Source organism: Xenorhabdus sp. SGI240 (assembly GCF_040081915.1).
GTDB classification, from domain to species: Bacteria; Pseudomonadota; Gammaproteobacteria; order Enterobacterales; family Enterobacteriaceae; genus Xenorhabdus; species Xenorhabdus bakwenae.
This window is the reverse complement of the sequence record NZ_JBEBMB010000004.1, coordinates 78993-103402: the sequence shown is the minus strand read 5'-3', so window position 1 is coordinate 103402 and position 24410 is coordinate 78993. Positions and strand designations below refer to the sequence as shown.

Annotated in this window: 21 protein-coding genes; 13 read left to right on the top strand and 8 right to left on the bottom strand. The window is 44.1% G+C overall.

The window, feature by feature from the left end; genetic code table 11:
* Positions 1-15: 15 nt before the first annotated feature.
* The 6 genes from murC to lpxC all read left to right on the top strand — a co-directional run bounded on the left by murC (position 16) and on the right by lpxC (position 6757).
* Positions 16-1491: a UDP-N-acetylmuramate--L-alanine ligase gene (gene murC, locus ABLA76_RS01670; protein ID WP_348986621.1), complete on the top strand. Its 1476-nt coding sequence runs from the start codon at positions 16-18 to the stop codon at positions 1489-1491.
* Positions 1484-2404, top strand: coding sequence for a D-alanine--D-alanine ligase (locus tag ABLA76_RS01665; protein WP_348986620.1), 921 nt, complete (start codon positions 1484-1486; stop codon positions 2402-2404). Before murC ends, ABLA76_RS01665 begins: the two co-directional genes overlap by 8 nt.
* Before the next feature lies 1 nt (position 2405).
* Entirely contained in the window at positions 2406-3221 is an 816-nt protein-coding gene (gene ftsQ / locus ABLA76_RS01660; protein ID WP_348986619.1) for a cell division protein FtsQ, read from the top strand.
* A gap of 32 nt (positions 3222-3253) precedes the next feature.
* A complete protein-coding gene (gene ftsA / locus ABLA76_RS01655) occupies positions 3254-4510 on the top strand; it encodes a cell division protein FtsA (RefSeq protein WP_047767675.1) in 1257 nt (418 codons plus the stop codon).
* Between the two features lie 66 nt (positions 4511-4576).
* Complete coding sequence (gene ftsZ, locus ABLA76_RS01650) at positions 4577-5740, top strand: cell division protein FtsZ (RefSeq protein ID WP_047767678.1); 1164 nt, start codon at positions 4577-4579, stop codon at positions 5738-5740.
* A gap of 99 nt (positions 5741-5839) precedes the next feature.
* Positions 5840-6757, top strand: a complete 918-nt coding sequence (gene lpxC, locus ABLA76_RS01645) for a UDP-3-O-acyl-N-acetylglucosamine deacetylase (RefSeq protein ID WP_047767679.1) — start codon at positions 5840-5842, stop codon at positions 6755-6757.
* Between the two features lie 104 nt (positions 6758-6861).
* Here the strand turns inward: lpxC and ABLA76_RS01640 are convergent, their stop codons facing one another.
* Positions 6862-7398 carry a DciA family protein gene (locus tag ABLA76_RS01640; RefSeq protein WP_285808353.1) on the bottom strand — a complete coding sequence of 179 codons (537 nt, stop codon included), beginning with the start codon at positions 7396-7398 and terminating at the stop codon, positions 6862-6864.
* Positions 7399-7434: 36 nt separating this feature from the next.
* On the opposite strand from ABLA76_RS01640, the gene secM reads away from it, so the two are divergent.
* Together secM and secA are read left to right on the top strand one after the other, a co-directional pair.
* The gene (gene secM / locus ABLA76_RS01635) at positions 7435-7989 is read left to right on the top strand and encodes a secA translation cis-regulator SecM (protein ID WP_348986618.1); all 555 of its coding nucleotides are present in this window, start codon (positions 7435-7437) and stop codon (positions 7987-7989) included.
* Positions 7990-8083: 94 nt separating this feature from the next.
* Entirely contained in the window at positions 8084-10792 is a 2709-nt protein-coding gene (gene secA / locus ABLA76_RS01630; protein ID WP_348986617.1) for a preprotein translocase subunit SecA, read from the top strand.
* A gap of 146 nt (positions 10793-10938) precedes the next feature.
* Here secA and ABLA76_RS01625 read toward each other — a convergent pair whose 3' ends face one another.
* Positions 10939-12522: an ATP-binding cassette domain-containing protein gene (locus ABLA76_RS01625; protein ID WP_348986616.1), complete on the bottom strand. Its 1584-nt coding sequence runs from the start codon at positions 12520-12522 to the stop codon at positions 10939-10941.
* A 233-nt stretch (positions 12523-12755) separates the two neighbouring features.
* Here ABLA76_RS01625 and mutT point away from each other — a divergent pair, with 233 nt between their 5' ends.
* Entirely contained in the window at positions 12756-13160 is a 405-nt protein-coding gene (gene mutT, locus ABLA76_RS01620; protein ID WP_348986615.1) for an 8-oxo-dGTP diphosphatase MutT, read from the top strand.
* Positions 13161-13352: 192 nt separating this feature from the next.
* On the opposite strand, the gene yacG is transcribed toward mutT, so the two are convergent.
* The 6 genes from yacG to ppdD form a co-directional block, all read right to left on the bottom strand.
* Positions 13353-13544, bottom strand: a complete 192-nt coding sequence (gene yacG, locus ABLA76_RS01615) for a DNA gyrase inhibitor YacG (RefSeq protein ID WP_348986614.1) — start codon at positions 13542-13544, stop codon at positions 13353-13355.
* A 75-nt stretch (positions 13545-13619) separates the two neighbouring features.
* On the bottom strand, positions 13620-14378 hold the full coding sequence (zapD, locus tag ABLA76_RS01610; protein WP_348986613.1) for a cell division protein ZapD: 759 nt from the start codon (positions 14376-14378) through the stop codon (positions 13620-13622).
* Entirely contained in the window at positions 14371-14994 is a 624-nt protein-coding gene (gene coaE / locus ABLA76_RS01605; RefSeq protein WP_348986612.1) for a dephospho-CoA kinase, read from the bottom strand. Before coaE ends, zapD begins: the two co-directional genes overlap by 8 nt.
* A gap of 132 nt (positions 14995-15126) precedes the next feature.
* Entirely contained in the window at positions 15127-16326 is a 1200-nt protein-coding gene (hofC, locus tag ABLA76_RS01600) for a protein transport protein HofC (RefSeq protein WP_348986611.1), read from the bottom strand.
* The gene (gene gspE, locus ABLA76_RS01595) at positions 16323-17822 is read right to left on the bottom strand and encodes a type II secretion system protein GspE (protein WP_348986610.1); all 1500 of its coding nucleotides are present in this window, start codon (positions 17820-17822) and stop codon (positions 16323-16325) included. The genes hofC and gspE overlap by 4 nt, the downstream gene beginning before the upstream one ends.
* 182 nt (positions 17823-18004) lie before the next feature.
* Entirely contained in the window at positions 18005-18427 is a 423-nt protein-coding gene (gene ppdD / locus ABLA76_RS01590) for a prepilin peptidase-dependent pilin (RefSeq protein WP_047767701.1), read from the bottom strand.
* Positions 18428-18801: 374 nt separating this feature from the next.
* Between ppdD and ampD the strand changes: the two genes are divergently transcribed.
* The 4 genes from ampD to aceE all read left to right on the top strand — a co-directional run bounded on the left by ampD (position 18802) and on the right by aceE (position 24398).
* The gene (gene ampD, locus ABLA76_RS01585; RefSeq protein ID WP_047767702.1) at positions 18802-19353 is read left to right on the top strand and encodes a 1,6-anhydro-N-acetylmuramyl-L-alanine amidase AmpD; all 552 of its coding nucleotides are present in this window, start codon (positions 18802-18804) and stop codon (positions 19351-19353) included.
* Positions 19350-20204: a beta-lactamase regulator AmpE gene (gene ampE, locus ABLA76_RS01580; RefSeq protein ID WP_047767704.1), complete on the top strand. Its 855-nt coding sequence runs from the start codon at positions 19350-19352 to the stop codon at positions 20202-20204. Before ampD ends, ampE begins: the two co-directional genes overlap by 4 nt.
* 527 nt (positions 20205-20731) lie before the next feature.
* Positions 20732-21496: a pyruvate dehydrogenase complex transcriptional repressor PdhR gene (gene pdhR / locus ABLA76_RS01575; protein ID WP_348986609.1), complete on the top strand. Its 765-nt coding sequence runs from the start codon at positions 20732-20734 to the stop codon at positions 21494-21496.
* A 238-nt stretch (positions 21497-21734) separates the two neighbouring features.
* The gene (gene aceE / locus ABLA76_RS01570; RefSeq protein WP_348986608.1) at positions 21735-24398 is read left to right on the top strand and encodes a pyruvate dehydrogenase (acetyl-transferring), homodimeric type; all 2664 of its coding nucleotides are present in this window, start codon (positions 21735-21737) and stop codon (positions 24396-24398) included.
* Positions 24399-24410: the final 12 nt, after the last annotated feature.

Here is a 24410-nt window from a genome sequence, read left to right as displayed (position 1 = left end):
AGTGAAGAGTAAAACGTGAATACACAACAGTTGGCGAAATTAAGAGCTTCAGTGCCTGAAATGAGAAAAGTCAGGCATATCCACTTTGTTGGCATTGGCGGTGCTGGCATGGGTGGTATCGCCGAGGTGTTGGCTAATGAAGGTTATCAGATAAGTGGTTCTGATCTGGCCCCCAATCCTGTCACACAGCAATTGATCGCACTGGGTGCAACTATTTATTTTAATCACCGTCCAGAAAATGTGCGGGACGCCAGTGTCGTCGTGGCATCCACGGCCATTTCGGCAGAAAACCCCGAAATTGTGGCGGCGCGTGAAGCGAGGATCCCCGTGATCCGCCGTGCGGAAATGCTGGCAGAGCTTATGCGTTATCGCCACGGTATTGCGATTGCGGGAACGCATGGAAAAACCACGACGACGGCGATGATTGCTGGCATTTATGCGCAGGCGGGGCTTGATCCTACCTTTGTGAATGGTGGGTTAGTCAAAGCGGCGGGTACACATGCTCGATTAGGTAGCAGCCGCTATCTGATTGCAGAAGCAGATGAAAGTGATGCTTCATTCTTGCATTTGCAACCCATGATGGCGGTTGTCACTAATATTGAAGCTGACCACATGGATACCTACCAGGGGGATTTTGAAAACCTAAAGCAAACGTTCGTTAATTTCCTGCATAACCTGCCATTTTATGGGCGTGCGGTTATGTGTATTGACGATCCTGTCGTGAAAGAACTGGTTCCCCGAATTGGGCGTTATATCACGACCTACGGTTTCAGTGAGGAAGCAGACGTTCGTATTACTCATTATGAGCAAAAAGGGGCTCAGGGATTTTTCACCATCAGCCGAACTGACTTGCCGGATTTGCATGTGATTTTAAATGCCCCCGGCCGTCACAATGCGCTGAATGCAACTGCCGCAGTTGCCGTGGCAACAGAAGAAGGCATTGATGATACCGCTATTTTGGCGTCACTGGCTGAGTTTCAGGGAACCGGACGCCGTTTTGATTTTCTGGGGAATTTTCCTCTTAAACATATCAATGGCAAAGAAGGGAGCGTGATGCTGGTTGATGATTACGGCCATCATCCAACAGAAGTTGATGCCACGATTAAAGCGGCACGAGCGGGTTGGGAGGATAAGCGTATTGTCATGGTATTCCAGCCACACCGTTATACCAGAACGCGTGATTTATATGATGATTTTGCCAATGTTCTGAGTCAGGTAGATGTTCTATTAATGTTGGATGTGTATGCCGCTGGTGAAACGCCGATCCCAGGCGCGGATAGCCGTTCTTTATGCCGTACTATCCGCAGTCGTGGCAAGTTGGACCCGATTTTTGTATCAGAACCTGAACAAGTTTCAACCATTCTGTCACAGGTGATAGAAAACAATGACTTAGTTTTGGTACAGGGTGCTGGCAATATCGGTAAAATAGCGCGCAATTTGGCTGAAACAAAATTGCAGCCATCTTTTTATGAGGGAGGACATCATGGCTGATAAAGTTGCTGTTCTGTTGGGCGGAACTTCCGCTGAACGCGAAGTTTCATTGCAATCAGGACATGCGGTTGTGGCAGGGCTGAAGGAAGCAGGCATTAATGCTTATTCAATTGATACAAAAGACTTTGATGTGACTAAACTCAAAGAGGAAGGATTCAATAAAGTCTTTATCGCACTGCATGGTCGCGGTGGTGAAGATGGTACGTTGCAAGGTTTGTTGGAGTTTTTGCAAATTTCTTATACCGGCAGCGGAGTGATGGCATCAGCCTTGTCAATGGATAAATTGCGCACAAAACAACTCTGGCTGGGCGCAAAACTGCCTATTGCACCTTATGTCGTCATTAATTCTCTAAAATTTGAACAACTTAATGATTTTCAACTCAAAGAGTATGTTCAAGAATTAGGTCTGCCATTAATGATTAAACCGAATCTGGAAGGCTCCAGCGTAGGGATGACTAAGGTGAGTGAATATGCCGAATTGCGTAGCGCATTGGCGCTGGCATTTAAATACGATACTGATGTGTTGGTTGAAAAGTGGCTTTTTGGCCCTGAATATACCGTCGGATTTTTAGGAGATGAAGCTCTTCCTTCCATCCGTATTCAGGCTCCAAATATATTTTATGATTACGATGCGAAATATATTTCCAACCAAACACAATATTTTTGTCCAAGCGGCTTGAGTGCAGAAAAAGAACAAGAATTATTAGATATCGCCTCAAAGGCGTATAAAGCGCTGGGATGTCATGGCTGGGGGCGAGTCGATATCATGGACGATGGGAATGGTAATTTCTACCTGTTGGAAGCGAATACTTCCCCTGGCATGACCAGCCATAGCCTTGTGCCAACTGCTGCGCGTCAGGCTGGATTAAGTTTTTCTCAACTCGTAGTGAGAATTTTGGAGTTGGCTGATTAATATGTCGCAGGCAGCCCGGAATAGCCGGGAGCGGGAGGGTGAAATACAGAAATTTCGTCCTAGTAATGGTTACTACCTGGCAGGGATTATCTTTTTCTTGATGGTCGTCGGCACCATCATATGGGGGGGCTGGATGACACTGGACTGGATGAAAGATCCTAGCAGATTACCACTCTCAAAGCTGGTACTGACTGGTGAGCGCCATTACACCACGAATGATGACGTAAGACAGACTATTTTATCCCTGGGTTCTCCCGGGACATTTATGACTCAGGATGTCAACGTCATTCAGGAAAAGATTGAACAATTGCCATGGATCCGGCAGGTCACTGTTCGCAAACAATGGCCTGATGAACTTAAAATACATCTGGTAGAATACGTACCTTATGCGCGCTGGAATGATACCCGACTGTTGGATGCCGAAGGCCGGGTATTTAGCTTACCTATAGAGCGCAATGCAAATGACCAGTATCCGATGTTGTATGGGCCAGAAGGCAAAGAAAAAGACGCATTGAATGAATACCACACAATGGCGACTTTTCTTGAAAAACACCAGATGAAACTGAAAGCAGTGATCATGACAGCGCGTAATTCCTGGCAACTGATATTAGATAACGATATCCGTTTAGAGCTAGGAAATCGAGAGAAAATAGAACGAATGAAACGTTTTGTTGAACTTTATCCTGTGTTGTTGAGAAACACTGAAAAACGTGTGGCCTATGTTGACCTACGTTATGACAGTGGTGCTGCGGTAGGTTGGGCGCCTTTATTAACTGATACGCCGGTTTCAATGAGCAGGCAAGAAAACAAACAGTGACTGGTAATAATACAGAGACAGGCAGAATAACGATGATCAAATCAACGGACAGAAAATTAGTAGTTGGCCTTGAAATCGGTACAGCAAAGGTATCTGCCCTGGTTGGTGAAATTCTGCCCGATGGTATGGTTAATATTATCGGAGTAGGAAGTTGCCCATCCCGCGGCATGGACAAAGGCGGTGTCAACGATCTTGAGTCGGTTGTCAAGTGCGTACAGCGTGCCATTGATCAGGCTGAACTCATGGCGGATTGCCAGATATCTTCAATCTATCTGGCGCTTTCCGGCAAACATATTAGTTGCCAGAACGAAATTGGTATGGTGCCGGTTTCAGAAGAAGAAGTTACACAGGATGATGTGGACAGTGTTGTTCATACAGCTAAGTCAGTTCGTGTTCGTGATGAACACCGTATTTTGCATGTGATCCCACAGGAATACGCGATTGACTATCAGGAAGGGATCAAAAATCCGGTTGGACTCTCTGGTGTGCGTATGCAGGCAAAAGTCCACTTGATTACCTGCCATAACGACATGGCGAAAAACATTGTAAAAGCTGTTGAACGTTGTGGATTGAAAGTTGATCAACTTATTTTTGCAGGATTGGCAGCAAGTTATGCTGTGTTAACAGAAGATGAACGTGAATTGGGCGTCTGTGTCGTTGATATCGGCGGCGGGACGATGGATATCGCTGTATATACTGGCGGTGCATTGCGTCATACCAAGGTGATTCCTTATGCAGGCAATGTGGTGACCAGTGATATCGCTTATGCGTTTGGTACTCCTCCAAGTGATGCTGAAACCATCAAGGTTCGTCACGGCTGCGCATTGGGTTCGATAGTAAGTAAGGATGAGAGTGTAGAAGTTCCAAGTGTGGGAGGACGCCCTCCTCGTAGCTTGCAACGTCAAACACTGGCTGAAGTTATCGAACCTCGTTATACCGAACTGCTGAATTTAGTTAATGATGAAATATTGCGATTGCAGGAGCAATTGCGGCAGCAGGGAGTGAAACACCACCTGGCGGCAGGGATTGTCCTGACCGGGGGAGGAGCCCAAATTGATGGTCTGGCCGAATGTGCTCAACGGGTATTTCATACCCAGGTTCGCATTGGCCGCCCTCTGAACATCACTGGATTGACAGATTATGTGCAGGAGCCTTGCTACTCAACAGCGGTTGGACTTCTGCATTATGGCAAAGAATCCCACCTTGGCGGAGATTCCGATGCCGATAAAAGAACGTCAGTGAGTGGCTGGTTTAAGAAAGTCAGCCACTGGCTGAAAAAAGAATTTTGATTTTTTATACAGAGACCATGACAAAGTCGCAGGTCTCGTTATAAAGGCACAAAACGGAGAGAAATTATGTTTGAACCACTGGAATTAACCAACGACGCGGTGATTAAAGTCATCGGCGTCGGCGGCGGCGGCGGTAATGCTGTGGAGCACATGGTGCGTGAGCGCATTGAAGGTGTTGACTTCTTTGCTGTTAACACGGACGCTCAGGCACTGCGTAAGACGGCTGTTGGTCAGACTATCCAGATTGGCAACGGCATTACAAAAGGATTAGGCGCTGGTGCGAACCCGGAAGTTGGTCGTACTGCTGCGGAAGAAGACCGCGAATCACTGCGTACAGCACTGGAAGGTGCAGACATGGTGTTTATTGCCGCTGGTATGGGAGGTGGCACGGGAACGGGTGCTGCACCTGTTGTAGCCGAAATTGCCAAAGAGCTTGGCATTTTGACCGTTGCTGTTGTCACTAAGCCATTTAATTTCGAAGGCAAAAAACGGATGGCCTTCGCGGAACAAGGGATCACTGAACTGTCCAAGCATGTGGACTCACTGATCACAATTCCAAATGACAAATTATTGAAAGTCCTGGGACGAGGTATTTCTCTGTTGGATGCATTCGGTGCAGCCAATGATGTTCTGAAAGGCGCGGTTCAGGGGATTGCTGAACTGATCACCCGCCCAGGTCTGATGAACGTTGACTTCGCTGACGTTCGTACCGTGATGTCGGAAATGGGTTATGCCATGATGGGTTCAGGTATTGCACAAGGTGAAGATCGTGCGGAAGAAGCTGCAGAGATGGCTATCTCCAGCCCATTGTTGGAAGATATTGATCTTTCTGGTGCCCGTGGCGTTTTGGTTAACATCACAGCGGGCTTTGACCTGCGTTTGGATGAGTTTGAAACAGTTGGTAACACAATCCGTGCATTTGCTTCTGATAATGCAACGGTGGTTATCGGGACATCACTGGATCCAGATATGAATGATGAGCTGCGTGTAACCGTTGTGGCAACAGGCATTGGCATGGACAAACGCCCAGAAATCACCCTGGTGACCAATAACAAAGCTCCTCAGACAAATCCGATGGAGCGCCGTTACCAGCAGATATCTGGCGGAATCTCTTCATTGTCTGATGAGAACAAAACGGTAGCAAAAGTCGTCAATGACCAAAATGCACATACGGGCAAAGAGCCTGATTATCTGGACATTCCTGCATTTTTGCGTAAGCAGGCTGATTAATTGCTAAAAAATTGGCTTCTCCGCTTTTTGTGTTAAACTATCCTGCCAGTCATACATTATAGTGATTGGCGGGATAAGTAACATTGCGAGATATAAACGATGATCAAACAAAGGACACTAAAACGTATTGTTCAAGCGACCGGCGTCGGTTTGCACACCGGTAAAAAAGTCACGCTGACAATGCGTCCAGCGCCGGCTAATACCGGGGTCATCTATCGTCGTACTGACTTGAATCCTCCGGTTGATTTTCCGGCAGATGCCAAATCTGTGCGTGATACTATGCTCTGTACTTGTCTGGTGAATGAGCATAATGTGCGTATTTCAACAGTTGAACATTTGAATGCAGCGTTGGCAGGTTTAGGGATCGATAATATTGTTATTGAAGTCGATGCACCAGAGATCCCGATTATGGATGGCAGCGCTAGCCCGTTTGTTTTCCTGTTATTGGATGCGGGTATTGAAGAGCTGAATGTCGCGAAGAAATTCGTGCGAATGAAAGAAAGCGTCCGTGTGGAAGACGGTGATAAATGGGCTGAATTGGCGCCTTATCATGGTTTCAGCCTGGATTTTACCATCGACTTTAATCATCCGGCGATTGATGCGGGTACCCAGCGCTATGGGCTGGAGTTCTCTGCGGATTCATTTGTTCGCCAGATTAGTCGTGCGCGTACGTTCGGGTTTATGCGTGATATTGAGTATTTGCAATCTAAAGGCTTGTGTCTCGGTGGCAGCTTTGATTGTGCGATTGTCGTTGATGACTACCGTGTACTCAATGAAGATGGTTTGCGTTTTAAAGATGAATTCGTCCGCCATAAAATGTTGGACGCCATCGGTGATCTATTCATGTGTGGGTATAATATCATTGGTGCCTTTACTGCGTTTAAATCAGGCCATGCACTAAACAACAAGTTACTGCAAACTGTTTTAGCACAGGAAAGCGCCTGGGAATTTGTCACATTTGAAGATGAAGCTGAAATGCCATTGGCTTTCCGCGCACCATCACTGGTGTTGGCATAATGGCTGACATGTGTATTGATAAAGAATGTTGAGAACATTCCTATGATGCCCCAATGGGTTATGTTATCTATCACGCTTCTTTCTCTGATGTTTTTTATTCAGCGTTAACGCTTCTTTTTGGCTGTACTGGTACTCTCTCCGGCCAGCGCAGCCAACCGCTCTAGCCTCTTTTTCAATTTTTCAGGGCTATTTTCAGCCAACATCATTAATGTTTTTGCGCTTTCACGAGTGAGCTGGCGCTTTGGTAATTCCTGATTATCATTACTGGATGCTTTGGTTGATAATTTTGAGAATCTTTGTTCATTATTATCACACTTAACCATTAATGATGGGTTAATCCTGATGTCGATTGAGGATAAAGATGGTAGAATTTCGCTTCTCAATGTAGAGAGCAAGACAGGAATTTCATAGCGCAGCCGGGTCATCCAGCTGGCATTTCCGGCTTCCAGTACCAGAATTTGTTTGCGATAATTAGCGACCCTGCACCACGGGTGCAATTGTGCAGGAAGCAAACTGAGAACGGCACGGTTGAGTTTCAGTAATGCGATGGCATGTTGTTGGATCATTTGAAGTGGGCTTTTTCCGACAGTTGCCGCGTCTTCAAACAGCTTATCCAGTGATTGTGGGCGGCTATCTCGCATAATAGGGCAGTTCCAGTATTTATTAATGAAGGATTAATGAGTATTTTAAATCTTTGGCGACAATTTGGTAGGCGTTATTTTTGGTCTCACCTTTTACTGGGCATGGTTGCTACAGGAATTGGTGTTCCTACTGTTTTCGCTGGCGTGGCAGAAAGCCTGCATCATACAAATACTTCTTCTGCCCAGGGAAGCCGTCACCCGGTATTTTCCTCTTTTGAGCACTTATTTAAATTACATTTACTCCAATTAAAAAGTGTCCAGCGCCAACCCACTAATTATTTAAATTATTGGCAGCAACATGCCGTTCGTAATGTGATCCGTCAACTTTCTTTTGCTTTTTCGGTGGCAGAGCCAATCAAGTACGAAGGCGCAAAAGAAAGTACCCGGATTTCTTCTCCCTCCATGCAACGACTTATGCTGGATACGTTGCATGCCATGCTGACACAAGCACCAATGCCATTTGAAGAAATTATCTCAGATGTTGCGATGGTTGATGCTGTGCTTCCTGATACCCATACTCCAGCTCTCTGGATCGCAAAAGTTCAGGGAATTAGGGCAGGGCCAACGCCCAATCATCTATTTCTGCTTTAATACTGCTGGCTTATTTAACGTTAAGTTTAATAAGCCAATTTTTAAGAAATGATTGATTGGCTACAACAATAGCCCTATCTGAGATGTACTAATTATGCTGACTAAATTACTGACAAAAATTTTTGGTAGCCGCAATGACCGTACCTTGCGCCGTTTGCGTAAAGTGGTTGATGAGATCAACCGTATGGAACCGGACTTTGAAAAACTCTCTGATGAAGAGTTGAAAGCGAAAACAGAGCAATTTCGTGCCCGTTTTAACGAGAAAGAATCACTGGATAAAATTCTGCCCGAAGCGTTTGCTACTGTGCGTGAAGCCAGTAAACGTGTATTTGGTATGCGCCACTTTGATGCGCAGTTATTGGGCGGGATGGTCTTGAATGAACGCTGCATAGCGGAAATGCGTACAGGTGAAGGTAAAACACTGACCGCAACATTACCGGCTTATCTTAATGCCCTAAGTGGCAAAGGTGTTCACATTGTTACCGTGAACGATTACCTGGCACAGCGCGATGCTGAAAATAACCGTCCGCTGTTTGAATTCCTTGGCTTAAGTGTCGGTATTAACTTACCGGGTATGCCATCACCGGCAAAACGTGAAGCTTATGCTGCGGATATCACATACGGTACTAACAATGAGTTTGGCTTTGACTATTTGCGCGACAATATGGCATTTAGCCCAGAAGAGCGAGTCCAACGCAAATTGCACTATGCATTGGTGGATGAAGTTGACTCGATTCTGATCGACGAAGCCCGTACACCCCTGATTATTTCAGGACCGGCGGAAGACAGTTCTGAGCTTTATATCAAAGTAGACAAGCTGATCCCGAAACTGGTTCGTCAGGAAAAAGAGGATTCAGAAACCTTCCAGGGTGAAGGGCATTTCTCTGTTGATGAAAAAACACGTCAAGTCAACCTGACAGAGCGTGGCCTGGTATTGATTGAAGAGTTATTGGCGGATGCCAAATTGATGGATGAAGGCGAATCCTTGTATTCACCGACCAATATTATGCTGATGCACCATGTAACAGCGGCTCTGCGCGCTCACGCCCTGTTTACCCGCGATGTTGATTATATCGTCAAAGAGGGTGAAGTTATCATCGTTGATGAACATACCGGGCGTACCATGCAAGGACGTCGTTGGTCTGATGGCTTGCACCAAGCTGTGGAAGCGAAAGAAGGTGTCGAGATCCAGAATGAAAACCAGACGCTGGCTTCAATCACATTCCAGAACTATTTCCGTATATACGAAAAACTGGCGGGGATGACAGGAACAGCGGATACGGAAGCTTTTGAATTCAGCTCCATTTATAAATTAGATACCATTGTTATTCCAACCAATCGCCCAATGATCCGTCAGGATTTACCGGATCTGGTCTATATGACAGAAGCGGAAAAAATTGAGGCAATCATTGAAGACATCAAAGCACGGACAAGCAGTGGTCAGCCTGTTTTGGTGGGGACAATCTCGATTGAGAAATCAGAACTTGTGGCTAACGCATTAACGCAAGCGGGTATTGCACATAACGTTCTGAACGCAAAATTTCATGCATTGGAAGCTGACATCATCGCGCAGGCCGGCCAGTCTGGTACAGTGACGATTGCAACCAACATGGCAGGACGTGGTACAGACATCATGTTGGGGGGCAGTTGGCAGGCGGAAGTCGCTAAATTGGAAGAGCCAACTGAAGCACAAATCGAGAAAATCAAGGCAGAATGGCAAGAACGCCATGATGCAGTATTGGCTGCGGGTGGCCTACACATTATTGGTACGGAGCGTCATGAATCACGGCGTATAGATAATCAGTTACGTGGTCGTGCGGGCCGTCAGGGTGATGCGGGTTCTTCACGTTTCTACCTATCAATGGAAGATTCCTTAATGCGCATTTTTGCTTCCGATCGTGTGACCGGTATGATGCGTAAACTGGGTATGCAGCCAGGGGAAGCCATTGAACACCCATGGGTGACGAAAGCGATTGCGAATGCTCAACGTAAAGTTGAGAGCCGTAACTTTGATATTCGTAAACAGTTGCTGGAATATGATGATGTTGCGAACGATCAGCGGCGGGCTATTTATGCTCAACGTAACGACTTGCTTGATGTGAGTGATGTCAGCGAAACCATCACCAGCATCCGCGAAGATGTCTTCAAGGTAACCATTGATGCTCATATTCCACCGCAATCACTGGAAGAAATGTGGGATATTGAAGGATTGCAAGAACGTTTAATCAACGATTTCGATTTGAATCTGCCAATCAAAGAGTGGTTGGACAAAGAGCCTGAATTGCACGAAGAAACATTGCGTGAACGTATTCTTGAAAAAACGATCGAAATTTATAAGCAAAAAGAAGAAATTGTCAGTGCAGAAATGATGCGTAACTTTGAAAAAGGCATCATGTTGCAAACTCTGGACACTTTGTGGAAAGAGCATTTGGCGGCGATGGATTACCTCCGCCAAGGCATTCACTTGCGTGGTTACGCCCAGAAAGATCCAAAACAGGAGTATAAACGCGAATCTTTTGCCATGTTTGCCAATATGCTGGAATCATTGAAATATGAAGTGATCAGTACCTTGAGCAAGGTCCAGGTTAGAATGCCGGAAGAAGTTGAGGCGCTTGAACAGCAGCGTCGTGAAGAAGCTGAACGTTTGGCAAAACAACAACATTTGAGCCATGAAGTTGAACAGGGTGCGTTGATGTCAAAAGCCGAAGCTCAAATGGCAACGGGAGAGCGTAAAGTTGGACGCAATGATCCTTGCCCATGTGGTTCTGGCAAAAAATATAAGCATTGCCACGGTCGCTTATAAGTAGAGTGAGTTTATAAGCAAAAAAGTCGGCCAGTGGTGAATTCAGTTACCACTGGCACGGGTTAATTTATCGAAAACCCTTAGATCTTATTCTGCAAAAACATTCTTCAATGGAACTTGCTTAAGAAATAGATTTGAGGGTTTTGTCATAATATTAATTCCTGCATATTGCCTACATTTTCAATGAATTTATCGTCGTGGGAAATGAGTACTACCGCTCCAGTATAATCATGTAGCGCTTTTTGCAGCAGCTCACGTGATTCAATATCCAGATGGTTATCTGGTTCATCTAATAACAGTAGGGCAGGTGCATATGGCCCACAAAACAGGCAAGCCAGCGCGACTTTAAGTTGTTCTCCTCCACTGAGATAACCGACAGGTTTCAAGGCTTCCTCACCGCGAATACGCAATTGCGCCAACCGGGTACGGTAACGATCTTCTGTCCAGCCTGGTGACTGTAATTGAAAGTTATGTAGTGCAGATTGGTTTTTATCAAGGAACGAAAAATGCTGATCCATCAGACTGTGTGACGGAGTGATACGACAGATACCCTGTTTCGGAACCCGTGAACCCGTCATTACCTTTAATAAGGTGGATTTTCCGCTACCATTTTTACCAGTGATAGCCAAGCGATCACCATTATTGATGGTTAAACTGATGGGTGTACCGAAGCCGAAGGGCAGAATGACATCCTGAAGATAGAGTAACGGAGAAGTTGCTGCTTGCGGAGTCGCAACAGCGATTGACAGCGGATCGATAATTTCGAGTTTTGCTCTGGCTTCTGTAGCTAATGAAGAGCTGTGTTGCAATCGCTCTTCATTCTGTTTTGCTATCCGTGATAGTGTTGCTTCTGAGCGTCCTAATGCGTGATCAAGCAGGATTTTAGCCTGATTGGCATTTTTCCGCCGTTGCTTCCCCTGACTTTGCCTTTTGCTACTCTTTTCATGATCTTTTTGCTTATCACGTAAGGCTTGTTTTAGGCTTTTTTGGGTTTGATCCACTTCACGTTGAATGCCCAGCCGTAGTTGTTCTTTACTTTCCAGCCAGGTTTTCCATCCACCGATACTGCGGGATAACCCTAATCCGCTGAGTTCGTAAACAACCGATACATGCTGTAATAGTTGGGTATCATGGGTAACCAGCAGAACTCCGCCATCAAAAGCACTTAACCACTGAGCCAGCCAAAGGCGACCTTGTCGGTCAAGGTGATTGTTTGGTTCATCCAGAATCATAAAACCTGCGCTTTGACGTTTCAGCGCCAACAACCTGATCCGTGTTTGTTCTCCACCGCTCAAGGAATTAACCGGTTGATTTAATACGCCTGGATTGAGTTCACCTTCTGCTAGTAAAGACTCAGTTTGAAATTGCCAATCCCAGTTTCCTTCCATAGCATCAAAATCTGCTTCATCACCAACGCCAGCAAGGACACGTTCATTGGCGCTCATGATTTTGGTTAACCCCAGCATATCTGCGACATTACCGGAAAAAGGTGTTAAACCTTGTGACAAATAACCCACCCTACAAAAATGTTTTACACTACCGTCTGTGGGAAGGATCTGCTGTGCCAGTATTGATGCCAGCCAGGATTTACCAATACCATTGCGCCCAACTAATGCATGTTGTCCTGCATTTAAAAATATATCGATACCAGAAAATAGCGACGTTGTTTCACCAGAAAATTGATAGGCGATTTGCCGTGCTTCGATCAATGATTGAACATCATTTAGCATAAACCATGCTTCCTTAATGCTTAAAATAGTCGTTTTAACCTATTTGTAAGTTAATTTTTGACACTGTTTACAGCTTGTTTTCACATGATTTGTTTTTTCCAGAGAGGTAATTGGTAATTAAACGCGATGACATTTTATTGCATGAAATACAGATTTGCAGCTTCAACTCATTCTAATGTAATCTGCAAGGGATAGTTACTTAAGTTGAATAATAGACGGTAAGAAAAGCGATTATGGAAAAAAAACATCTGCATATTGCAGCAGGTATTATTAAAAATAGCAATGATGAAATTTTTATCACTCAGCGTAGGGCTGATTCACATATGGGCGGTTTTTGGGAGTTTCCCGGAGGAAAACGCGAACAGGGAGAAACATCCGCACAAGCATTGATCAGAGAATTAAAGGAAGAAGTTGGGATCACAGTAACGCACTGTGAATTAATTGATACCATCAAACATGATTTTCCTGATAGAAGTATTACCCTTGATTTTTTCCTGGTGGATGAATGGGAAAACGAGCCGTTTGGTAAAGAAGGGCAACCTTCCCGCTGGGTTTTACAATCAGAATTAATTGCTGATGAATTTCCTCCAGCAAACCGTAGTATTGTAGGCTTTCTAACCCAAAATAGTTCCTGCTAAAGGATTTTTAATAAATTAGGGTAGTCAAATCATTCAATATACCAATCCAACTTCAAGATGCGTGTTATATTTCCCCGCACAGCGGGGAAATATAAGGCCTCGCGTCGTCTTGCGGATTGCAACTTGAAGTTTATCGTGTATATAAGCGGCGCCAAATAAAACAGGCACCGCTATAACATATGTTACGTGATATTAAGGCTCTTCGCTCCAGTTATCATTTTCTGAACTGTCACTTTGGCTTGCTATTCGTTTTTCTTCACTGGCCCATTCACCCAAGTCGATTAATTGGCAACGTTTACTGCAAAATGGGCGATGTGGACTAATTTCTCCCCATACTACTGTGTTGTCACACGTTGGACATTCGACAGTCAATACTTCAGACATAATACTTTCTCCCGCTTGATTTGAAGGTCATACCCTCCATTTTCACATCGCAGCTTGAAATTTATTGGGCCTATGTTAACAGCAGGCCAATTCAAATGACAAATGGGCAGGTACAACACCATGTTCACTATCCATTGGTAAAAAACGGATAGCGAAACGTGTTTTGTAGCCGGAGACTTGTGGGTAAACCAATGTATCTGGCACCACGTCCAATTTTAATCTCAACAAATCGGCTTCATCAGCATTCCCCTGATAAAATCCGTTATGGCTGACTTTAGGGGTGAAAGCGGCGGAGTGGCGTATGAGTTCCAGAATGTTTTCTAAGGCTTGTTGTAACGGATTAAGGCTGTCCAGCCAGGCTGTGACGGATTTATCCCTTACAGATTGTGGTAAATGTAGCCACAGGTGCAATGTTGGCAGGTCAAAGCTACAACATCCTCCGGGAATGCTAAGACGTTGGCGTACCATGCTGATAATCCGATCTTCTTTGATAAATTGGTTAAGCCGTGGGGCTTGGTTCAAGGCAGTACTGCGTTCTTTAAGTTGCTCTGTCAAACTATGTATCATCACCGTATCGGCATTCGGAGCGCCGAGCCATTGTTTTAATTTCGCTTGCTGGCGATCCAACTCTTTCAATAGCTCAGAGCGGACTTCACCGCGTTCCATGATCTCAATTAATTCAGCAATTGTACGGAAAAACGAAAGGCTACTCGCCTGAGAATTCAGATGACGTTGTTTTTCCAACTGTTGCAGTGAAGACTCAATTCTCAACCATGAACGCATTTTTTCATTGAGTGGATGTTCAAAAATAATAGTGGATGGTGCATCACTCATTACGGTTTTCCTGTCTGACTGATTTTGCTTGTTTTAAATACTGTTGATGTAGCTCGACCACACGAGAGGTAATATCCTGTTCACTGCTGTGGTTAACGATGACATCATCTGCCTTTTCCAGTCTGTCCTGACGGCTGGCCTGTGCAGCCAGAATATTTTCTACTTGCTCACGGCTTACTCCATCACGAGCCATGGTTCGGGTAATCTGTACTTCAACTGGGACATCAACAACTAAAACACGATCTGCCAAATGCATTAAATTGTTTTCAATGAGCAAAGGAACAACCCAGATGACATAGGGGGCAGTCACCTGGGTTAATTGCCGCTGTGTGTCTATTTGGATCAGTGGATGTAAAAGAGCATTGAGCCACTGTTTCTCTTCTGGGGCAGCGAAAATTTTTTGGCGCAACATTGCGCGATTAAGGCTACCATCGGGCGATAATATATTGGTCCCAAAGTGAGCTGTGATTGCTTGTAGTGCGGGGGTGCCAGGAGCGACAACTTCTCTGGCGATAATATCTGCATCAACAAGCGGGACACCAAGGGATGAAAATGCATTAGAGATAGTCGTTTTACCGCTACCAATTCCACCCGTAAGTGCAACAATATAAGTCATTCTATCCCTTTAAATATCTCTGATAGCATAATCGAATTGTAACTCAAGGGACGCTGATGGGCTATAAACAAACACATACAATTCCTGCTTTGGCAGTCTTGGGAAAAGATAACGAAATATGTAATTACCTTGTTAAGTTAATATTGCACCTAATTGAAAAATAGGCAGGTACATAGCCAGCAATAATAAACCGACAATCAAGGCCATTATTAACATCAACAAAGGTTCTAATGATTGAACCAATCTATCAGCAAGGTTGATTGATTTTTCTTGATACCATTCTGCAAGATTGAATAAAAATAATTCTAATTCTCCTGATTCTTCACCTATCATGACAAATTGTTGGCATAGCGCAGGGAAATATGCTGTTTGTTTTAATGCGTCACTCATTGGTATGCCTTGTTGAATTTGCCTGTGCAGGTTTTTCACGCCAGCGATAAAAACAGGATGCTGAGTTGCACTGAGGGCACATTCAAGCCCCGCAATTAGTGTTAATCCCGCTTTCTGTGTCATAAACAGGATATGAAATATTTGATTAGTCTGTTGATAAATAGTGAGTTGCTTAAAAATAGGGAATCTCAGGAAGAGCATTTTTTCTTTTGCTTTAAAAGTGGGAAAACGGTGACGTAGCCATAGATAACTGGTTAATAATATAAATATTATTAACAATAGTAATACGCCATGATGGATCAATAAATCAGATCCTGATAGAACCCACTGTGTTAACAAGGGCAGGGTGGCATTTAGCGAAGAATAGACTTGCCGGAATTCTGGCAGAACAAAGATCAACATCAGAATAATAACCAAAAAGCTCACAAAAGCGACTATCAAGGGATAGTGATAAGCCTTTTGAATTTTCTTCCCCAGCCTATTTTGCTGTTCCAACCGATTAATGATTAACTGGCAGCAGTTTTCAAGCTGGCCGGTTTGTTCTCCTACTGCGATAAGCTGACAGAACAAGGGAGAAAATAGCTTAGGATAGTGTTCGAGTGTGGTGGAGAATGCCTCTCCCTGACGAATTTTCTGAATTATATCCATCAATACACATCGCCAGAGAGCATATTTACACTCTTGCAGTAAAATAGTCAGTCCCTTGAGTAAAGGGATGCCTGAAGTCAGTAACGAACTTAACTGATGAATAAAATGCAGGCGATAGGCAATTTCCTTTTTGCTGTAATAAATAATTTTTTTACATTTAATGGTATAGGGTTGAAGATCGAGATGGCTGAGGTATTGGAATACACTTTTTTTATTGTGCCCAATACTCTCCCCTGTTATGGCTTTTCCATTCTTGTTAATTGCCTGCCATTGGTAAATATATTCTATTTTCATACTGTCTCATGGCCTGTAATCTGATAAATCTCTTCAAGAGTGGTGATTCCTTTTTCCGCTAATGTCAGCCCTGCGGAAAAAAGCGTTGCATCTTGTTGTGAGGCAAGTAGATGTGGGAAGCTGGCGTTAGAACACTCAGACAGGGCTTGCTGGAGTTCAGGTTTGATTTCGAGAAATTCATAGATGGCAGTTCTGCCGTAATAGCCAGAAAAGCAGTGATCACAACCGACCGCATTCCATTTTTTTATAGATGCTGAACCAGTAATATTAGGGATCTCTGTGGATATATTGTCTTGTTGTCGGCAATGGGGGCAAAGCTTACGAACCAGTCGCTGAGCAATAATTAGTTTCACACATGAGGCTGTGGTATAGCCAGAAATTCCCAGATTATGCAGGCGAGATAACGTATCAATAGTGGAATTGGTATGCAGGGTTGATAAAACCAAGTGGCCTGTTTGAGCTGCTTTCATTGATATTTCAGCGGTTTCATTGTCACGGATCTCGCCAACCATAATAATATCGGGATCTTGGCGCAATAATGCCCTGAGAACTTTGGCGAAATCCAGACTAATTTTGTTATTAACTGGTGTTTGGTTGATGCCATTTAAAGGAATTTCGACAGGATCTTCGACACTACAGATATTCTTTTTCGCTTGGTTTAAATATTGCAGGCAGCTATACAATGTGACTGTCTTTCCGCTGCCAGTCGGTCCAGTGACTAAAATCATCCCTTGTGGTAAATGGAGTTTCTGTTGTAAAAGTTGTAATTGTGGTTCAGGCAACCCTAACTGTTCCAGAGATAGTTGATGTATGGTATTTAAAATACGCAGGACTATTTTTTCTCCATGTAGTGTGGGGAGTGTTGATATACGAATCGCATAACTGTTTTTGTTATCACTCCAGTCAAATTGCCCATCCTGAGGCTGGCGTTTTTCAGCGATATTGAGTTTTGCCATGATTTTTAAGCGAGCAGGAATACCCGTATTCATTTGAGAAGGAGGTGCCTGCATGGTATGTAATGTACCATCAACTCGAATACGTATTTGGTAACCACGTTGAGATGGTTCAAAATGAATATCTGAAGCTCTTTTTTGTATTGAAGTTAATATTGTCTGATTAATTAATTGAATAACGGGTGTGTCTATTTCTTCATCATGGAGATTGTTGGTTTGTATTGCATCATGATAATGAGTATGGTGGCTATCAAGGTGATTTATACGGTACGGTTCCTCTTCATCACTTTCTGAACAGTAATTTTTTGCTGACATTAATGAATTTTCTTGTGTCAACATCGATTCTATTTTTGCTTGTGGCCAAATATCTACATTAACGATTAAACCTGAAATAAATCTCAGTGCGGCAATGAAATCCTCATTAGGTGGTTTATTACAGGCAATTGTGATTGTATGGAAATCTTTTTTTATAATAATGGCCTGATATCGTTGACACAGCTCTTTTATTTCTTTTTCCATTAAAAGGTGATCCTTATTTATCATTATATTTATTCCTTTAATATTGGTGTGACTTATACTCGATAAACTTCAAGTTGCAATCCGCAAGACGACGCGAGGCCTTATATTTCCCCGCTGCGCGGGAAAATATAACACGCATCTTGAAGTTGGATTGGTATAATGGTTTTCTCTTTAATTTAAAGCCTGTCAGGAATGAAAATAACTGTTTAAAATTTCAAGGTTTCCTGACATTTTAGTTTTAACGATTCATTTTCAGATTCACAAATCGCTTCCCATTGAGTGAACCCCGTCTTCGTATCCTGAATAGGTTTTAACGTGGCATGGAGTCCATTAAGGTTTTGCTGGCCCACTATTGTTATCTCCCCCTCTTTTACTGAGATGGTGCTGATATAGCGGCTATTGTGGCCTGATGGAATGGAAGGGTGACCAGAGTGACAATTTTTATAATTTGCAGCCTCGAAGCGACACAGTTCCACACCTGATTTATAAGGCACAATAGCTTGTAGCATATCGGTTAATGCGGCTTTTTGGATATATCCCTGATAACTGGGAATGGCAATTGCGCCGAGAATAGACACGATAGCCATAACAACCATCACTTCAATTAAGGTAAATCCTTGTTGTTTCATTTTTTCTCCTTGTATACATATCTGGACTGATTGCCATGTTCAATAGCAGGTATACCCTTCATCTTTTAAGTTGCAATCTATTGGGTATCGGTGCCAATAATCATGGAGAAAAAAGAGAAAAATAAAATATGGTTAATAAAAATTATGAAGCAGGCTCGAAAAAATAACTTTATGTTACATTTTTTTGCACAAATTTTTCGAGTCTGCCCGTAAATAAGAAACCATCCGATATATTGGCCGATTGAAGGTGCTAACATGCTAACTTGTTACACCTTATGCCATAGCATTACGCTTAATGAAGTTGATTGATATTGGCCATACTGGAAGGGTGATTTTGGCAAGGTGATATTAAATATTAAGGGGGAGGTAAAAGAATGAAACTGCATGAAGGGTGGATTGATGGTGCGAGAAAGGTGATTTCCCCGCATTGTGATCTGCGCCCAGAAGAAGAAACACCCGCATTATTGGTTATTCATAACATCAGTTTACCTCCTGGCAAGTTTGGTGGCCCTTATATTGATCAATTATTTATGGGAACATTAGATCCTAAAGCCGATCCTTTTTTTGATGAAATTAAGCACTTACGTGTTTCTGCTCACTGCTTAATCCGGCGCGATGGTGAGGTTGTACAATATGTTCCTTTCAATAAAAGAGCTTGGCATGCTGGTGTTTCCTGCTACTGTGACCGTGAGAAATGTAATGATTTTTCGATAGGCATTGAACTGGAAGGCACAGATTATGAGGAATTTACTGAAATTCAGTACACTAAATTAGCGGAAGTTACTGAGCTGCTTATTAGCCAATATCCTGATATTCGTGACAATATTACAGGACACAGCGATATCGCACCGGGAAGGAAAACCGATCCTGGACCTTATTTTTATTGGGAACATTACCGTCAATTATTGCAGGAGCGAGTTGGATGACTCTCTTTATTCTATTGTTAATACTGGCATGGGAACGTGTTTTTAAGATGAGGGATCACTGGCAACTGGAACGCTATCTAGCCCCGGCTTTTGCCAGACTCAAATCACATTCACTATGGGGTAGCCTGGGCATGACCTTTCTGGTCGCTTTATTGACATGGAAGCTTATTGATATTTCTAGCTCTGTTGCTTTTGGTATGCTCGCGATTGTGCTGGGTATCATAATCAGTCTGTTATGTATTGGTGCAGGCAGGCTGCGGCATGATTACCGCGGATATCTTCAGGCTGTACGCCAGGATGATTTTGGGCAGCAGAAAAAGTATCTTGCTCGTCTGACGATGATTCGGGGAATATTACCTGACACCACAAAAGAAGAGCGGTTGCGTGAGATACAGAATTCATTGATTTGGATAAATTTCCGTTATTATCTTGCCCCTATTTTTTGGTTGGCTGTCTTGGGTCAATTCGGTCCGGCGGTTTTGATGGGGTATGGTTGCCTGAGAGCTTATCAACGTTGGTTGGCCCAGCACGCAACGGCAGTGCAGAGAGCACAATCTGGCGTTGACGGGATACTGCATTGGCTGGATTGGCTTCCTGCACGGTTGGCAGGTATTACCTATGCTTTGTTAGGACATGGAGAGAGAGCCTTACCCGCCTGGATTGCATCACTCACTGATTTTCGGTCATCACAATACAAGGTAGTTAGTCAATTAGCACAATTCGCATTAAGTAAAGAACCCCGTCTTGACCCTATAGAAACACCTGTTGCTGCCGTAACATTAGCGAAAAAAGCGACCTTTACTATTGTGATTATTGTCGCGCTGTTGACGATTTATGGCGCATTAGTTTGACACACAAGAGAGATAGAGGGCCAGGAAGCCCTTTATTTTTCTGCTGGGGAAATTTTAGGGATAGCGGCTTGAACTTACCAGTGGCATCGGGAACCGTTGTTTGAGTCTGGCTATTTTGATTGACTTATGAATTGTCTGTAATGATTTTTGCCTGAATTTTAATTCATGTTTTTTTGCATAATTCCGAGTTTTTATCTTGCTGTAACGTTTCATTTTGCTCATCTATGCGTTTAAAAAACGTTAAATCTCCCTGATATCTCCTATCTAAAAATCCTCTCTGGTTATAATTTTCTAATAAAATTTAAAATATTTTGTTAAAATTTGCAGGTTTTTATGATTTAGCCCAAGGTCTTTATAGACAGCTAGTGAATACTTTGTTACTTTAAGACCCTGTATTCTAAATTGGTATTACCAATTGACTTTGACCTGTTAACTAGGATTTAATGGCTAAGATTTAGTCAGTAAGACTTAGCTGAGTAGGGCATAGTCCAAAGCAACATTTACTTATTGAATGGCTTACAGCAGATATGGCCTATAGCAAGATTCGCCAACCAAAGTTATCAGATGTGATTGAGCAGCGTCTTGAACAGCTCATTCTCGAAGGCTCGCTACGCCCGGGAGAAAAACTGCTGCCTGAGCGTGAGCTGGCAAAGCAGTTTGAAGTATCACGTCCTTCATTACGCGAAGCCATTCAAAAATTGGAAGCCAAAGGCTTTCTTTTCCGTCGTCAAGGGGGCGGAACTTTTGTGCAGAACAATCTGTGGCAAAGTTTCAGCGACCCACTTGCCCAACTTATTGCAGAGAATCAAGAATCCCAGTTCGATCTCCTTGAAGCCCGCCATGCGTTAGAGGGGATTGCTGCTTATTATGCCGCCCTTAGAGGAACTGATGAGGATTTCCAACGCATTGAGCAAAGCCATCTTGCCATTCAAGAAGCACAACAAAGTGGTGATGTGAATGCGGAATCTGATGCTGTCTTGCAATACCAACTTGTTGTCACAGAAGCTGCCCATAATGTGGTATTGCTGCATTTATTGCGCTGTATGATCCCAATGTTAGAACAAAATATCAGGCGCAATTTTGAAGTTATCTATACCCGTAAAGAAATGTTGGCAGCTGTTAGTAACCACAGGGCTGAAATTTTTCGCTCTATTATGGCGAGAGAACCGGAAAAAGCCCGTGAGGCTTCCCATCGTCATCTGGCCTTTATTGAAGAAGTTTTATTGGATCTGACTCGTGAACGTACTCGCCGTGAGCGTTCATTGAGGCGGCTCCAGCAACATCAGGAATAAGAGCCTGTCCCTTGGAACGTCATAGACAAATCAAATTCCCGAATGGGGTGGGTTCTAACTTAACTGTACAGATTTGACTGCTGCGTTTGTACAGTTTGTCAACTCTTTTCAAGAGTTTTAGCAGCAATATACAGCAGGGCCTATCTTCCGGTCATAACAGGCAGTTTCGTCAAAAGGTATGACCAGAAGATAGGCTCCAATAACCATTAGAAAATAGATAACAGATAAGGAATACACCATGTCAGATATTTTGAAAAATGACGTGGATCCGATCGAAACTCGCGATTGGTTACAGGCGATCGAATCGGTCATCCGTGAAGAAGGTGTTGAGCGTGCTCAGTTCTTGATTGATCAGGTTTTGAATGAAGCTCGTAAAGGTGGTGTTAGCGTTGCTGCAGGTGCTGCAAGCCGTGATTACATCAACACTATTCCTGCTGAGAATGAGCCTGCTTACCCTGGCAACCTGGATTTAGAGCGCCGCATCCGCTCTGCTATTCGCTGGAATGCGGTGATGACCGTTCTGCGTGCATCTAAAAAAGATCTGGAGCTGGGTGGTCACATGGCTTCATTCCAGTCTTCCGCTACCGTTTATGACGTATGTTTTAACCACTTCTTCCGCGCTCGTAACGAAAATGATGGCGGTGACCTGGTATACTTCCAGGGCCACATTTCCCCTGGCGTTTACGCACGTGCGTTCCTTGAAGGCCGTCTGACAGAAGAGCAGATGAACAACTTCCGTCAGGAAATCGGTGGTAATGGCCTGTCTTCTTACCCGCATCCAAAACTGATGCCTGACTTCTGGCAGTTCCCAACTGTTTCAATGGGTCTGGGACCAATTTCCGCTATTTATCAGGCTAAATTCCTGAAATATCTGGAAAACCGTGGCCTGAAAGATACTTCTAAACAAACCGTTTACGCTTTCCTGGGCGACGGTGAGATGGATGAACCAGAATCTAAAGGTGCGATCACTATCGCAACTCGTGAAAAACTGGATAACCTGGTATTCGTCATCAACTGTAACTTGCAGCGTCTGGATGGCCCAGTAACCGGTAACGGCAAAATTGTTAACGAACTGGAAGGGATCTTCGAAGGTGCTGGCTGGCAGGTACTGAAAGTCCTGTGGGGTGAGCGTTGGGACGAACTGCTGCGTAAAGACACCAGTGGTAAACTGGTTCAATTGATGAACGAAACGCTGGACGGCGACTATCAGACATTCAAGTCTAAAGATGGTGCTTATGTTCGTGAACACTTCTTCGGTCGTTACCCGGAAACAGCTGCATTAGTCAAAGATATGACTGATGACGAAATTTGGGCTTTGAACCGTGGCGGTCACGATCCGAAGAAAGTTTACGCTGCACTGAAAAAAGCACAGGATACCACGGGCAAACCAACTGTAATCTTGGCTCAGACCATTAAAGGTTACGGTATGGGTGATACCGCTGAAGGTAAGAACATTGCTCACCAGGTTAAGAAAATGAACATGGAAGGCGTTCGTCAGTTCCGTGATCGTTTCAATGTGCCGGTATCTGATGAGCAGCTCGAAAACTTGCCATACGTCAATTTCGATAAAGATTCTGAAGAATCTAAGTACCTGCATGAGCGTCGTAACGCACTGGGTGGTTATGTACCAAGCCGTCGCGTTAACTTTGACGAGAAACTGGAAATCCCAGCGCTGGAAGAATTCAGCTCGCTGCTGGAAGAACAATCCAAAGAAATTTCTACCACTATCGCTTTCGTTCGTGCACTGAATGTCATGCTGAAGAACAAGTCGATCAAAGATCGTCTGGTTCCAATTATTGCTGACGAAGCACGTACCTTCGGTATGGAAGGTCTGTTCCGTCAAATCGGTATCTACAGCCCTAATGGTCAGCAATATACTCCGCAAGACCGTGAGCAAGTTGCATACTATAAAGAAGATGCAAAAGGCCAGATCCTGCAAGAAGGTATCAACGAGCTGGGTGCTGCTTCATCTTGGCTGGCTGCTGCAACTTCTTACAGCACCAATAACCTGCCAATGATCCCGTTCTACATCTACTACTCCATGTTCGGATTCCAGCGTATTGGTGACCTGTGCTGGGCAGCGGGTGACCAGCAAGCGCGTGGCTTCCTGGTTGGTGGTACTTCTGGTCGTACGACTCTGAACGGTGAAGGTTTGCAGCATGAAGATGGCCACAGCCATATTCAGTCCCTGACTATTCCTAACTGTATCTCTTATGATCCCGCATTCGCTTATGAAGTTGCTGTTATCATGCAAGATGGTCTGGAGCGTATGTATGGTGAGCAACAAGAGAATATCTACTACTACATCACCACGCTGAACGAAAACTACCACATGCCAGCCATGCCGGAAGGTGCTGAAGAAGGCATCCGTAAAGGTATCTACAAGCTGGAAAGCCTGGAAGGTGAAAAAGGTAAAGTGCAGTTGCTGGGTTCTGGCTCTATCCTGCGTCACGTTCGTGAAGCCGCGAAGATCCTGTCTGCTGAATACGGCATTGGTTCCGATGTATACAGCGTGACTTCCTTCACCGAACTGGCTCGTGATGGTCAGGATTGTGAGCGTTGGAACATGCTGCACCCATCAGAAGAAGCTCGTGTTCCTTATATTGCTCAGATCATGAACGAAGCTCCGGCTGTTGCTTCTACTGACTACATGAAACTGTTTGCAGAGCAAGTCCGTAGCTTCGTTCCTGTAAGCGATTACCGTGTATTGGGCACTGACGGTTTTGGTCGTTCTGACAGTCGTGAAAATCTGCGTCATCACTTTGAAGTTGATGCTTCTTATGTGGTTGTTGCGGCTCTGGGTGAACTGGCTAAACGTGGCGAAGTTGATGTGAAAGCCGTTGAAGAAGCTATCAAGAAATACAACATCAACCCAGAAAAAGTTAACCCACGTCTGGCATAAGAGGTAAAGATT